Source organism: Caloranaerobacter longqiensis (assembly GCF_050286925.1).
Classification (GTDB): Bacteria; Bacillota; Clostridia; order Tissierellales; family Thermohalobacteraceae; genus Caloranaerobacter.
In genome coordinates this window covers 23,466-37,551 of sequence record NZ_JBFWFX010000012.1, presented here as the reverse complement: position 1 = coordinate 37,551, position 14,086 = coordinate 23,466, and the positions used below count along the sequence as shown (strand labels likewise).

Here is a 14,086-nt window from a genome sequence, read left to right as displayed (position 1 = left end):
CAACCTCCTCTATAATAAATATTTAAATAATATTTTAGTGCCTATAAAAGCCCCTACAAACATAAAAATTGCAAACACCCATCCATGTAAAGAAAGTGAAGGTATTGCACTAAAATAAGCTCCAATATTACATCCAAAGCTCAGTCTTGTCCCATATCCCATAATTATTCCACCCAATAACCCGAAGAATAATTGTCTTCTATTTTTTATTTTTTTTAATTTAAATTCAGATGCCCAAAGAACGGCCAATAACGCTCCAACGATTACAGCTAAATTTAATATTGTATAATAATTGCAAACGAAAGTTTCTCCTTTTCCCAATTCATTAGAATAAACATTAAAATAATACCAATCTAAACAATCAAATCCTAAAAACTCCAAAAATGACAATCCCCAATATAAAAAACCAGTTGTTATCTTCCATGGTTTCCCAGTTAATGCTAATAAAATAATGTTTAAAACTCCAAGCAAAATACCGCCTACCCAATACGGCCAAGGTTTTTTTATAATTTTTTCGTAAAATTTCATAACTTCAATATATCACCCTTTCATTTCCGCTTTTCTATATATATTTCCCATTCACCTTCTCCTACTTCAATATAATCTACATTATGACCCTGTTTTTTAGCCCATTCAACCACATTTTTAATGGAACAACTATGATCTGTTTCTAAAATTAACACATCTCCTATATTCATTTTTTTTAATTTTTTCATAGCCTTCAATAAAGGTATCGGGCATGCTTCATACATGCAATCTAGTTTTATCTCTGCCAATTATATCCCTCCTATATCAACTAGACATCAAATTGTTTTTCTTATCGTACCAATCTGCAATAAAATATAATACTGTAAGGAAAATTATTTGTAAAATTACTGCTGTTGGTAGCCCGATATACTTAGGTATATAAATTGTTGGCGACTTTTTAATAATAAGCTTATCCCAAAATTCAAAATTATACGCTCCTAATACAGTTCCTATAATAAATCCAATAAGTACAACAATTTGCAACAAAAAACCTTCGCCTATCCTCATAAGAGTTCCACTAGCACACCCACCAGCAATTACCATACCAATTCCAAAGAGTATTGCTCCTATAGCTGTATGAATCCCAACTGGGCTAATTTGACCTGGTAATCTATCTATATCAATAACACTACTATTATCTATTGAATCATATTGAATAATTCCAAACCCTATAGTTGCTATCATAAAAGCTATAATAATTGCTTTTAAAATAGATGTACTACCAACCATAATTGGGTCTCTGAAACTTGCAGCAAAGCAAAATCTTGATCTTTGCATCGTTATACCGATTAAAAGTCCAATAAGCCAGAAAATACTGTAAGTTCTGTTGCTCTGAAATAAAAAGATAAATATAATGATAGAAATAATTGACATTACAAATGCATAAAATTTTTGATTTTTTTTCCTATTAACTCTAATCTCTCTCTGCCTTCTTTTTTTCAATTCTTCAATTCTATTAGAAGACATATAATCAACCCCTAAACCATAAGTATGTTAATTATCAAACAAACTCCCTATAATCTATATTATACATTAATGATTATCCATTTCATATAGAGTATAATTATATAGGATAAAAATGTTTTATAGTTGTATTAATCCAAGTTAGACCTCTATAGTTAATAAAGTGATATAATAAACTTAGATTTGTTGAACTGATGCAAAATACAGAGATACATATTATAAATTAAACAAAGGAGGTAATTTGTATGAAAAAAATCAAGGTAATATTTGATTGTGATAACACTATGGGCTTAGAAGGAAAAGATGTAGATGACGGTCTTGCACTTATATATCTATTAGGTAGAAAAGATATAGATTTACTAGGTATTACGACAACTTATGGAAATAGCACAATTGACTCAGTATTTGAAAATACTAAAAAAATGTTTAAAGAATTAAATATAAATTTACCCCTTTACAAAGGAGCTAGTTCAAAATCTGAAAAAAATAGCCCTGCTGCCAATTTTTTAGTAGATATTGTGAATAAATATCCTAATGAGGTAACGCTACTAGCAACAGGTTCTCTTACAAATCTTAAAAACGCTTATGAAATTGACAAAGACTTTTTCAAAAAATTAAAACAGATTGTCTTAATGGGCGGCATAACAAAACCTTTAATCATTAATGGAAAAAATTTAGACGAACTTAATTTCTCATGTGACCCAGAAGCTACCCATATTGTATTGACATCTGGAGTTAAAATAACAGTTTTAACAGGACATATTTGTCTACAAGCGTTCTTTGGTGAATACGAATACAAAAGATTGATGAATAGTAAATCTAAAATATATAAATACATCAAAGATAAAACCATTAATTGGTTTAACTTTGTAATGGCTGAATTCGGTATAAAAGGATTTTATAACTGGGACATAGTTGCTGCAGTTTATGTGACAAATCCAGAATTATTTGATGAAAACTATCAAAATATAATATCTACCCCAAATGATTTAGAAAAAGGATATCTTATAATAGATAAAAACTCACATAAAGGTTATAAAATTAATATACCTACTAAAATTAAAGATGTAGAAAGATTTAATAATATAATTTTTGAAGCATGGGATAATGTAATTATATAATTACTTACAAAATCTACTTTTCATTTTTCTTTTGCTCTAACCTATCTAATATTAAATTATATCCTTCCGCTCCATAATTAAGTGCCCTATTTATTCTACTAATAGTTGCTGTAGAAGCACCTGTTTCATTTTCAATCTCTATATAAGTTTTATTCTCTCTTAATAATTTTGCAACCTGAAGTCTCTGAGCCAGAGACTTTATTTCTTTTATTGTACAAATATCTTCAAAAAATCTATAACACTCTTCTAAATTTCTAAGTTCTAAAATAGCTTCAAAAAGCTCATCTATATGAGGATCTTTTATTTTAGAGTTATAAGACATTGAACCCCTCCCAAAAAACAAATTTTAAATTTTAAATGTTAAATGCTAAATATATATATATTGTCATCTATATCTTTACTGCTTCTGATAACTATCGGCCGTCGACTATTGACCAATTTTACATTTTACATTTTCAATTTTTCATTTCTTACATCTCTGTTCCCTGTCTACCAAAGGCTTTTTAAAAATCTATAAATCTATAATATTTTTATTTGTTTTACAAATACTATTTTTGAAGTCTATCCTCAACATATTATAAAGGAAGTGATATTTTGAAAAATTACTATAATAAAAACAAACCTAAATCTTCAAATGGACAAGATATTATACTTTCAACATACAATGCAGAAAAATATCCAATAATAGAAAAAGAAACAAATGCATTTGTATTCCCTTGGAATATGCAAAGAGATGTAGACGCCATTGATACTATGAGATTTTATTCAGAAACTACTCCTATTACTGAAAAAAGAGGAATTGAAGGAATTCCTGCTAGTCCAAAAAATATGGAAAATACTGAGCTAAGGTAGAGGCTTGCAATTGCAAGCCTTATATTTATTTGGAAGTAAACTCCTTTATTCCCTCAAGCCCTACAATATCTATCCACTCTGTAATTGTTTTACCTTTAATTACTATGTCCTCGTTTAAATCCCTTAATGGTACTAAAACAAAAGCTCTTTCTTGAATTCTAGGATGGGGTATTGTTAACTTATCGTCATCTATAAAAACATCATCATAAATCAATATATCGACGTCAATAGTTCTAGGACCCCATCTGAAATAACGCTCTCTTTTTAATATTCTCTCAACTTTCTGACATTCTTCTAAAAGTTCAAATGGACTTAAAGCAGTCTCTATCTCTATACATAAATTTAGAAATCTATCCTGTAAAGTATACCCCCAGGGTTCGGTCTCATATATTTTAGAAACTTTTATTACTTCAGTATCTTTAAAGTTTTTAATAAGCTGTATAGCTTCCTTTAAATTATTAAGTCTGTCTCCTAAATTTGTTCCTAGCCCAAGATACACCTTAGCCATTGTTTCTTACTCTCCTTATTTCTACGCCAAAATAGTCAAATATCCCATTAACAGGAGCTTGAGGTTTCTTTACCCTTACAACTATCTCTTTAACATTTTTAAATTCATTTAAAACTTTTATTGCAATATTTTCAGCCAAAGCCTCAATAAGTTTAAATGTATTGTTTTCGCATATATCTTTGACTGTTTCATAGACTTTAGCATAATTTACTGACTGAGTTAAATCATCAGTTTCTCCTGCCCTTTTTAAATCGCAAAAAATTTCCAAATCAATGATAAATTTTTGACCTATAACATTTTCTTCCTTTAATGCCCCATGATAGGCATAAAAGTTTAAGCCTTTTAGTATTATTTTATCCAAAATATCCCTACTTTCTAAAAATAGCATCAGTTACTTTAGCAGCTCGTAAGTTTTCTTTTACATCATGTACTCTTACAATATCTACTCCTTGCATGATTCCCATAACTGTTGTCGCTATAGTACCTTCAACTCTTTCCTTTGGAGGTAAGTCCAAAATCTTACCAATCATAGATTTTCTAGAAGTACCTAATAAAATTGGATATCCTAATTCAGTAAGTTCTTTAAGTCTGCGCATAACTTCCATGTTTTGTTCAGGAGTTTTTCCAAAACCAATCCCTGGGTCTAATATAATATTCTTTTCTTTAACACCTGCTTCTTTTGCTAATCTAATACTTTCTTTCAGAAAATCTTTTATAGATTCCATAATATCTTTTTTATATTCAGTCCCTATTTGGTTATGCATAATAATAACTGGGACATCATATTTAGCAACAACTTTTGCCATGTTTTTATCTCTTTGAAGTCCCCAAACATCATTTATTATATGACAACCAAGCTTTAAAACTTCTTCAGCAACCCTGGATTTATAAGTATCTACTGAAATTGGTATATTAATTTCCTTAACTAATCTTTTAATTACTGGAATTATTCTTTTTAATTCTTCTTCTTCAGATACTTCCTGGGCTCCAGGTCTTGTTGACTCAGCTCCTACATCAATTATATCTGCACCTTCTCTAACCATTTCTTTTGCATGCTCAACTGCTTTATCTATATCAAAATATTCACCACCATCTGAAAAACTGTCAGGAGTTACATTTAATATCCCCATTATATAAGTTCTTTTGCCAAATTCAAACATAATATCCCCCTTTTACTTGTGGTTTATCAAGCTCATAACTTCTGCCCTAGATTCTGGTCTTGTTTCAAATATACCTCTTACTGCTGATGTAACAGTTTTTGAACCTGGTTTTTTTACTCCTCTCATAGTCATACACATATGTTCAGCTTCAACTACAACTACTACACCGTAAGGCTCAAGAACTTCCATTAAAGTATCTGCAATAGTCTTAGTAATTCTCTCTTGTAGTTGGGGCCTCTTTGCAACGGTTTCAACTACCCTTGCAAGTTTAGAAAGCCCTGTAAGTTTTCCACCTTTAGGTATATATGCAACATGTGCTTTACCAAAGAAAGGTACTAAATGATGTTCACACATTGAATAAAAAGGTATATCTTTAACCAAAACTAATTCCTCATATTTTTCATCTTGGAAGTAAATCTCCAGATGTTTTTTTGGATCTTCATTTAGTCCTGAAAATATTTCTTCATACATCCTAGCTATCCTATCAGGTGTCCCTCTAAGTCCTTCTCTATCTGGGTCTTCACCTATTGCTTCTAAAATATCTCTAATGGCTCTTTTAATCTTTTCTTTATTCATATTTACATCTCCTTTTGTATGTTTTCTCCTATAATATAATCAAATACTTCTTTTAATTTTTCAATGTCGTATTCATTATAAAAATCCACAGCAATGCTGAACAAATCGTTATTCAAATCTCTAAGACTTTTTAACAGTTTTTTATCCTTCGGAATCCACATATTATTTAACCTATAATATAATTTTATCATCTCCTTAAGACATAAATTTGAAAGAAAATGGTATTCATACTTCGGTCCATTTTGTAGCTTCTTAAGCTTTTTAAAATAATCATTTATCTTAATTATACAGTTATTTATTTCATAATCTTCTATTTTATCTGGTCCTTTATTATATTCTTTAACAGACTCTCTAATAATATAATCACCAAATCCATCTTTATCATATACTAATTTACCATCTTTAAGACATTCAATAAAGAATTGTTCTCTTTTCTTAATTAATTCTTCTGAAACTTTTTTCGAAAAATAGTTCATATCGAATTCTACACCCGAAATCTTTAGAATCTTCCTTATCTGTCTGCTGCCTTTTTCTGTTATTACAAATATATCTATATCACTTAATTCTACATCAAATTCTAAATTTCTCATAGAACCTACTAAAATAATAGAAGTTACATCTATATTTTTTTTAATTTCCTCTATTTGTTGTTCAACAATTTGTAAAACATCCATAAAGTTTTTCCTCCAAAGCAGTCTTCAATTTATAAAAAACTTCATTATCTTCGTCATACGTTATGTCTTCAATTTCTCTAACCTTTAAAACATCCATTAAACTATTAGTTATAAAAGCAAAATCGAATTTATTTAAATCTCCTATATCTATTATACATTCATGTACCTCTATTCCTATGCTCTTTGCTATTTTTATAACCTCTCTTCTCATTATACCTGGTAATATATTTAAAGAAAGCTCTGGCGTAAAAACTTCATTTCCCCTTATAAAAAAAATATTTGTCATTGTGCCTTCAAGTATTTTATTATCAGTGTTTATTATTAAAGATTCATCAAAACATTTCTTTAAAGCCAACCTCTTTAAATAAATATTTTCAAAATAATTTGCAGTTTTATGTCTATATATAAAACTTTCTCCCCTTCTTATAGGAGCGATATTGAGCTTATAGCCTCTAGTGTAATCTTCATCCTTATAATGTATATCTCTTATCATAAAGTTATAACCTTCATCAAACACAGTAATCCTCAACGCTTTATAATCATAATTTTTTACATATTCATATACTTTTTTCTCTAATTCTTCATAAGAGATATTAATTTCTATATTTAATTCCCTAATCGAATTATACATTCTATCAAGATGTTCTTTTATAAGTATTGGATTTCCTTTATAAATTTTTACTGTCTCAAATATACCAATACCAAACTTAAAAAGTTCGCTATTTTCAGTTGCTTTCCTCTTCATATTTCCTTGATTTGCCCCCTAAGTGCTTTTATTATAGATTTGGCCTTATGGAGGGTTTCTTCGTATTCTTCATTAGGATTTGAATCCCAAGTTATTCCTCCGCCTACTTGAAAATATACACAATCGCCCTTTTTAACTATAGTCCTTATCGCTATATTTAAATCTGCAGAACCATCAAATCCCAAATAACCTATGCAGCCTGTATATACATTCCTTTGATTTGGCTCTAACTCATCTATTATCTCCATAGCTCTTACCTTTGGAGCACCTGTAATAGAACCTCCAGGAAAAACTGCTTTTAATAAATCTACTAAATCTTTATCTTCGTCCAATTCTCCAATTACAGTAGACACCAAATGATATACGTTGGAATATTCTTCTAGCTTAAAAAGTTCAGGCACTTTTACACTTCCTACTTTAGCTACTTTCCCTATATCGTTTCTTTCTAAATCCACTATCATTAAAAGTTCTGCCTTGTCCTTTTCGCTATTTATAAGCTCTTCTCTTAAACGCATATCTTCTTCATACGTCTTACCTCTAGGTCTTGTCCCCTTAATTGGTCTAGTTTCTACAATTCTGTTCTTTACTTTAATAAATCTCTCGGGAGAATTTGAAAGAATTTCAACTTCATCAAATTTGAGATAAGCACCAAATGGCGCAGGACTTACCGTTCTTAAATCTCTATATATTTCATATCCTGTATTTGCTACCTTTCCCTCAAATCTTTGTGTAAGATTGACTTGATATACGTCCCCAGCTCTTATATAGTCTCTTATTCTCTCTATGCTTTGTAAATACTCCTTTTTTGTAAAATTAGACTTTAATATTACTTCTGGATATTCTTTATTCTGATAGCATATCGAATCAATACCGTTTATCTCTGCATTTTTTATTCTTTCTAGAACTTTCTTTACAATAATATTTTCTAATTTTTCGTCTATATCTGGCGTTGCAATATAAGTCCTGTTTTCTAAATGGTCTACTACAATTACCCAGTTATAAAATCCTAAATATAATAGTGGTATGTTTATATCATCTACTGCACTGCCTGGTATTTTTTCTAAAAATCTGCACAAATCGTATGAAAGATATCCTACTGCACCTCCAATAAAAGGTAGATGAGTAGAATTTTTAATTTTGTATTTATTCAACTCCTCTTTAAGTATATCAAAAGGATTTGTAGTATTTTTGTAAATTTTTATTATTTTAAATGGATTGGAACTAATAAAAGAGTATCTACCTAATCTATTTGGATCCATCCCACTATCAAGAATAAAACTTAAACTATCGTCTTTAAATATTGTATATAATTCAAATGAATTGAATTTAGTAGATATTTCTTGTATCATTTTAATTTTCTCCTCTTGCTTGTTTTATGAAATTATTAAGCAATTCATGACCATTTTCTGTCAGAATAGCCTCTGGATGAAACTGCATGCCTTCTATTAAATATTTTTTATGCCTTATTCCCATTATCTCTCCCTCGCTAGTTTCAGCTGTAACTTCCAAATCATCAGGGAGAGTAGTTCTATCGATAACAAGCGAATGATATCTAGTAACTTTCAAAGGATTATTAAGTCCTCTAAATACTCCTTTATTATAATGAATTATTGGTTCTACTTTCCCATGAACTGGTCTTATCGCTTTTATAATTTTCGCTCCGAATACATGCCCTATTGTTTGATGGCCTAAACAAATGCCTAATATCGGCACTTTGCCCTTGAAATGTTTTACTATATCTATTGAAATGCCAGCTTCGGAAGGTGAACAAGGGCCAGGAGATATAACAATAATCTCTGGATTTAATTTTTCTATCTCTTCTAATGAAACCTCATCATTTCTTTTAACTAATATTTCTTCCCCTAATTCTGCTAAATATTGATATAGATTATATGTAAAAGAGTCGTAATTATCAAGCATAAAAATCAAAAAATATTCCTCCCTCTTTAACCCACTATTTTGACAAATAATTTCAATTTTCTGCCTTTAAGTTAATTTTAAACTTATATCTTATCAGTGTCAATTGGGAAAGGAAAGGAAATGGATAGCGACATCAATCATCGAAAATACGACATATTTCCTGGGAAATGTAGAATGCTGTACATTTCTTCTAAATCTATTCCTTCACAAGCAGATACATGCCTCACTATTCTTCCTGATTTTACAAAAATAAATTTTGAACCTATATGCCTTACAAAATCTAAAATGTGGCTTGAAATCACAATTATACACCCTTTATCTTTAGCTTTTTTTATTTCATTTTTTAAAGAAATAATTCCTTTAGTATCTAACCCATTTGTCGGTTCATCTAAAATAATTAAATTAGGGTATCCAAGAAATGCAACTATTATTCCTATCTTTTTCTTCATCCCCATTGATAATTTTTTTATAAATTCATCTCTGTATTCCAATAAATCAAATTCAAAAAGCAGTCTTTTTATCTCTTCTTCGAAATCAGCAATTTCCTTCATTACAGCTACAAATCTCAAAAAATTGTATACCGTTAATCTATCATATACAAATACATTTTCAGGCAAATATCCTATTTTAAATTTTGCATTTACATCAACGGTTGGAATATCATCAATAGTACATATACCACTATCACTTTTCATTACTCCAGCCAGTATTTTTATTATAGTTGTTTTGCCTGCTCCATTAGGTCCTATTAGACAAATAACTTCCCCTTGATTAGCATTTAAAGTAAAATCTTGTATTCCTCTACCACTTTCATATATCTTTGATACCTCTTTAACTTTTAACATGCTATTCCTCCACTTTATACCAATTATTTTTCCCCTTTCTCATTCCAACATAAATAACAAAAAAGATAATAATCGGAAAAATTATAATTAATATAGTAGAAAGTAACATTGGAATATCCGTCTTATGGTGTATATTAGGATAGAAAAATGATAATACGCTACAATAGTACATAGCTATAATAAAAGAAATTATAAAAATGGAAATTATACTAATTATAAAATGCACTATGCTAATTTTGCATGTTAAAGTTTCTAATATTAAAAATATAATTGGTATACAACAAGATAATACTACTAAACTACAAATCTTTGAACTTATAAATGTTCTATATTTTATAGGCAACATTTTATATAAACTTGAGTTTTCTGCTTCAATTTTATATAATTCTTGTGAAAAAAGCATGTTAAAGAAAATATATATACATATCAATATCAGATTTTTTATAAAATCTATCTTATGAACATTTATAATCACTACAGAAAATATCAAAATAAATATAATTTGTATTATTTTATAATCTAGCCTTTGAGTTAACATTGAAATATCTTTCAATAAAAATTCAATAATTTTGTTATTATGCTTATTAAATCTTTTATACATAAACTCATCTGTAAATCTAATTTTATATATTTTAAATCTGTTTCTGCCGGTATAATATTGCTGTATATATTTTCTTCTACACCAAAAAATAACATTAAATGCAACTACTAAAAATAAACCTATCTGCATAATATTGAAATCAAATAAAAATCGTTTTAAAGTTTGCAGTTCTTTTATTTTACCTATTTTATACAATCCTTCAATTATGAATTTTTTGGCATCTGAAATAATTAAATGTGTAAAATCAAAATCAATCCACAAATATTTAGTAAAAAATATAATACATATAAATATTACTACATTTTTTATTTTGATTAACATTTTACTTCTGTTGATATAATAAAGCCATACTAGTCCAAATATTATTAAAAAAAAGAAAAAGCTAGCTATTATATTCTTAAATATACCAATCTCCTTTTCAAAACTTAATATAATATATGAGCTTGATATAATGATAAAAGCTGCTTTTTCCTTCAATAGAGATATTAAAACTAATTGCTCTTCTTTAAAACCAATACTTCTTAAAAATAATAATTCTCTACTATTAATAAACTTCAATATATCATTTCGAATAAATATAAACGATATTGCTATATAAATATATATCATTGAGTTGTATATTAAATAATAGTTAGCCTTATAATTTTGTATTAATGCAAAAAATATTTTCTGGCCTATTAAATTTGCCAGAATAATTAAAATTAAGTATATTAATATATTAATCAAATATCTCAAAGAAAAGCTGAACCCATTATTATTCAATTTTTTGTAACTCAATATTTTTTTTAAATCTTCTAGCATTTTGAACGCCTCTTTAAAGGTATAATAATTCCATTAATATCCTCGTATTCTAACATTCCCTTTACTTGGAGAATTAATATATAATTTTACTCCATCTTCAGATAATTTTATACCATCTAACTTTATATTTCCTTTTTCTAATCCACTAATACTAACTTTAGTATCTTTAGGAATTTCTATTTTCACATCTCCAACTTTAGATCCAAACATATATTCACCATTATAATCAATTATTCTTAAGCGTACATTCACATCCCCTATTTCTGATTTAATATTTGCATTTACTAATTTCTCCATATCTAAATCTATTTCGCCAACTCTCGTGATAACATCAAGCTTCTCACTTCGCCCTTTAACTGTAATATCCCCTGTATCAGACACTAACCTAATTGCTTTTGCCTTTTTAAAATCAGCATCTATGTTACCTATCTTCAACTTAATATTTGAATTCACTACTTCCATCATATCTAAATCTATTTTACCAACTCTCGTTACAATATTAAGTTCTTCACTTTGTCCTTTAACTCTAATATCTCCCGTATCAGATGTTAGTCTAACTTCTTTTGATTTTTCCAAATTAACATTTATATTCCCAACATTTGTTTCTGCATTCACTTTTTCCAACGCTGCATCTATGTCTATATTTCCAATTCTAGTAATAACATCAATTAATAATAATTTCTCTGGTATGTTAACTTTTAGTTTCGCTGTTATGTTATATATTCCTTCTGGCTTAGCATTGCTAATAGAATTAATTTCTATCGTATCTCCATTTCTTTCTATTTTATAATCCATATTCTTTAGCATTTCCTCTACGACTTCTTCATTTTCACCTTTAACTTTATTAAATACTTCCATAACAATTAAATCGCCTTTTGTTCTTTTTACTTCTACGTCTGATATATTTGCATTTATTTTAAGTTTTTTACAATTAGCTGCATCTATTTCTTTTTCATATGACATATCTTTTTCATATTTTTCTGTGTCATCAAATTTAATTATTATTACATTATCATCACAACCAGAAAATAGACTAATTCCGAATATAGGTAATATAGTTAATAAAAATAGTTTAATAATTTTTTTCATTATTAATTTGCCTCCCTTTTAAACTAACTTATATTATTTATGCATTAATACATAATAAGAACAAAATTTTCGATTTAAATAAATTGTATAAGGTAAATTTCGCCTATATCCATTACGTCGCTTATTTCTTTGTGTTATAAAAAGACAGCAGACTGGTTTTTACACAATCTGTCATCCCTTTATATATGATTGTTTTATTCATTCAACCAAATATTATATTTATTCTCTAGCTTTTGAAGCTCCTGACTTATTTCTTCATCTGTATATGATTCATCTGCAAAAATAAATTTTGTCATTTCTTTCATTAACAAAAATTCAATAGCATCTATTGTTCTATCTTTCTCTGCGAAAGGTTTATAATTACCTGTTTCTATCTGCTCCAATATAAACTTTCTTAATTTAACTGCTTTTTCATTTATATTATTTTGCTTTTCTATTTCTTCTATCTTGCTCTCTATAGCCTTACTTACAGGATATGTATCGAATTTACTTTTAAACATCTCTATTTGCATTTCATCACTCAACAATCCATTCAAAAACTCGATTCCCAGTTCTACATTTTTACCATTTCTATTTACTAAAAATGCCCACGTTTTAAGCTTCGGCTCACTATATACCACATTAGGTAGAATAACATCTTTGTCAATATCTACAACTAGACCCATTTTCAAAGTTTTTAAAGCGTTTCCAGGATAAAACTTTCTCAACATTTTATCATAGATCAAATTAGCCATTTCTTTTGCTTTCTTATATTCATCTGAACTCGACTCGAATATCATTTTATAATAATTTTCGCATTTATAGTCATCATATAATATGTATTTACCAGAATTGATTTCTTCCTTTATAGACTTTATATACTTAATAACTTCTGGTTTATTAAGACTAATTTTCTTATTAGATAAATCTAATATATCTAAATCATACACTATATTATCAACAAGTTCCCAATATAACTCTGGAATTAAATATATAGGTTCATGATTTAACCATTTTTCTTTTATCTCAAGATAATCTTTTCTACTCCAATTAAAGTCTGGTTCTTTTAGCCCCAGTTCATTAAGTACTTTACCATTTAATTCAATAGGCTCATAAACCATTCCAATAGGTACAAAATACTCATTTCTCAAGTTATCATATACTTTTTCAAGATTTCCAATTTTTCCATCTACTTTTAATACAATCCCGCTGTTTATATATTTTTCATATGTATCGTAATATGAAATAAATATAAGTGTAGGACCTTCTGTTGCATACAACTTAGTACTCAACTTCTTTGAATAATCCTCATAACTGCCACTAATTACATCAAAGTTAACTTTTACACCTTTTTCTTTTTCAAATTTGTACCTATATGTTTTAAAAATATTATAGTAATAACCTAATCCATCTAAGTCACCTTTCCATATAGCAATAGTTATCTCATTTTGTTCCTTTACCGCTTTATTTTTATTATCATTAGCATCATTTTTTGATGCATTTTGACTTATGTCTGAACATCCAGCAGTCAATAATAATACTAAACTCATCAGTAAACTTATGAGTTTTTTCATTTTCATAAATATCACTCCTCTTGTAAATTACGGTATCGCAAAATAAGATATTAAAAACATTATTAAATCATTATAATATCATGCCAACTAATGTAATCAAATTAGGATAGTAATTTACTGTCCCAATTCCCCAATATTTCTCCTATAATA

18 protein-coding genes are annotated in these 14,086 nt (G+C 28.1%); 2 read left to right on the top strand and 16 right to left on the bottom strand.

Annotation, left to right across the window (positions count from 1 at the left end; translation table 11 throughout):
* Window positions 1–9: 9 nt before the first annotated feature.
* From AB4Y15_RS10130 to AB4Y15_RS10120, 3 genes are read right to left on the bottom strand one after another with little or no spacing between them, the layout of a single operon-like run.
* On the bottom strand, window positions 10–528 hold the full coding sequence (locus AB4Y15_RS10130) for a YeeE/YedE thiosulfate transporter family protein (RefSeq protein ID WP_427340240.1): 519 nt from the start codon (window positions 526–528) through the stop codon (window positions 10–12).
* A gap of 20 nt (window positions 529–548) precedes the next feature.
* Window positions 549–776, bottom strand: coding sequence for a sulfurtransferase TusA family protein (locus tag AB4Y15_RS10125; RefSeq protein ID WP_427340238.1), 228 nt, complete (start codon window positions 774–776; stop codon window positions 549–551).
* Window positions 777–792: 16 nt separating this feature from the next.
* The gene (locus AB4Y15_RS10120) at window positions 793–1,494 is read right to left on the bottom strand and encodes a YeeE/YedE thiosulfate transporter family protein (protein WP_427340236.1); all 702 of its coding nucleotides are present in this window, start codon (window positions 1,492–1,494) and stop codon (window positions 793–795) included.
* A gap of 242 nt (window positions 1,495–1,736) precedes the next feature.
* On the opposite strand from AB4Y15_RS10120, the gene AB4Y15_RS10115 reads away from it, so the two are divergent.
* Window positions 1,737–2,612 carry a nucleoside hydrolase gene (locus tag AB4Y15_RS10115; RefSeq protein WP_427340235.1) on the top strand — a complete coding sequence of 292 codons (876 nt, stop codon included), beginning with the start codon at window positions 1,737–1,739 and terminating at the stop codon, window positions 2,610–2,612.
* Between the two features lie 13 nt (window positions 2,613–2,625).
* Here AB4Y15_RS10115 and AB4Y15_RS10110 read toward each other — a convergent pair whose 3' ends face one another.
* Complete coding sequence (locus tag AB4Y15_RS10110) at window positions 2,626–2,934, bottom strand: YerC/YecD family TrpR-related protein (protein ID WP_427340233.1); 309 nt, start codon at window positions 2,932–2,934, stop codon at window positions 2,626–2,628.
* A 272-nt stretch (window positions 2,935–3,206) separates the two neighbouring features.
* Between AB4Y15_RS10110 and AB4Y15_RS10105 the strand changes: the two genes are divergently transcribed.
* Entirely contained in the window at window positions 3,207–3,464 is a 258-nt protein-coding gene (locus tag AB4Y15_RS10105) for a hypothetical protein (protein WP_427340231.1), read from the top strand.
* A gap of 25 nt (window positions 3,465–3,489) precedes the next feature.
* Here the strand turns inward: AB4Y15_RS10105 and folK are convergent, their stop codons facing one another.
* The 12 genes from folK to AB4Y15_RS10045 all read right to left on the bottom strand — a co-directional run bounded on the left by folK (window position 3,490) and on the right by AB4Y15_RS10045 (window position 13,942).
* Window positions 3,490–3,972 carry a 2-amino-4-hydroxy-6-hydroxymethyldihydropteridine diphosphokinase gene (gene folK / locus AB4Y15_RS10100; RefSeq protein WP_427340230.1) on the bottom strand — a complete coding sequence of 161 codons (483 nt, stop codon included), beginning with the start codon at window positions 3,970–3,972 and terminating at the stop codon, window positions 3,490–3,492.
* The gene (gene folB / locus AB4Y15_RS10095; RefSeq protein WP_427340229.1) at window positions 3,965–4,333 is read right to left on the bottom strand and encodes a dihydroneopterin aldolase; all 369 of its coding nucleotides are present in this window, start codon (window positions 4,331–4,333) and stop codon (window positions 3,965–3,967) included. The genes folK and folB overlap by 8 nt, the downstream gene beginning before the upstream one ends.
* A gap of 7 nt (window positions 4,334–4,340) precedes the next feature.
* Entirely contained in the window at window positions 4,341–5,132 is a 792-nt protein-coding gene (gene folP / locus AB4Y15_RS10090; protein ID WP_427340228.1) for a dihydropteroate synthase, read from the bottom strand.
* Window positions 5,133–5,144: 12 nt separating this feature from the next.
* Window positions 5,145–5,708: a GTP cyclohydrolase I FolE gene (folE, locus tag AB4Y15_RS10085; protein ID WP_427340227.1), complete on the bottom strand. Its 564-nt coding sequence runs from the start codon at window positions 5,706–5,708 to the stop codon at window positions 5,145–5,147.
* Between the two features lie 2 nt (window positions 5,709–5,710).
* Window positions 5,711–6,382, bottom strand: a complete 672-nt coding sequence (locus AB4Y15_RS10080; RefSeq protein ID WP_427340225.1) for a nucleotidyltransferase domain-containing protein — start codon at window positions 6,380–6,382, stop codon at window positions 5,711–5,713.
* Window positions 6,360–7,127 (bottom strand): aminotransferase class IV, encoded by a 768-nt coding sequence (locus tag AB4Y15_RS10075; protein ID WP_427340223.1) that lies wholly within the window; start codon window positions 7,125–7,127, stop codon window positions 6,360–6,362. Before AB4Y15_RS10075 ends, AB4Y15_RS10080 begins: the two co-directional genes overlap by 23 nt.
* On the bottom strand, window positions 7,124–8,476 hold the full coding sequence (pabB, locus tag AB4Y15_RS10070) for an aminodeoxychorismate synthase component I (protein ID WP_427340221.1): 1,353 nt from the start codon (window positions 8,474–8,476) through the stop codon (window positions 7,124–7,126). Before pabB ends, AB4Y15_RS10075 begins: the two co-directional genes overlap by 4 nt.
* 1 nt (window position 8,477) lies before the next feature.
* Window positions 8,478–9,047, bottom strand: a complete 570-nt coding sequence (locus AB4Y15_RS10065; RefSeq protein WP_427340275.1) for an anthranilate synthase component II — start codon at window positions 9,045–9,047, stop codon at window positions 8,478–8,480.
* A 137-nt stretch (window positions 9,048–9,184) separates the two neighbouring features.
* Window positions 9,185–9,892: an ABC transporter ATP-binding protein gene (locus AB4Y15_RS10060; RefSeq protein ID WP_427340219.1), complete on the bottom strand. Its 708-nt coding sequence runs from the start codon at window positions 9,890–9,892 to the stop codon at window positions 9,185–9,187.
* 1 nt (window position 9,893) lies between these two features.
* Window positions 9,894–11,294 carry a hypothetical protein gene (locus AB4Y15_RS10055; RefSeq protein WP_427340217.1) on the bottom strand — a complete coding sequence of 467 codons (1,401 nt, stop codon included), beginning with the start codon at window positions 11,292–11,294 and terminating at the stop codon, window positions 9,894–9,896.
* Window positions 11,295–11,327: 33 nt separating this feature from the next.
* Window positions 11,328–12,383 carry a DUF4097 family beta strand repeat-containing protein gene (locus AB4Y15_RS10050; protein WP_427340215.1) on the bottom strand — a complete coding sequence of 352 codons (1,056 nt, stop codon included), beginning with the start codon at window positions 12,381–12,383 and terminating at the stop codon, window positions 11,328–11,330.
* 194 nt (window positions 12,384–12,577) lie between these two features.
* Complete coding sequence (locus AB4Y15_RS10045; RefSeq protein WP_427340213.1) at window positions 12,578–13,942, bottom strand: extracellular solute-binding protein; 1,365 nt, start codon at window positions 13,940–13,942, stop codon at window positions 12,578–12,580.
* Between the last annotated feature and the right edge of the window lie 144 nt (window positions 13,943–14,086).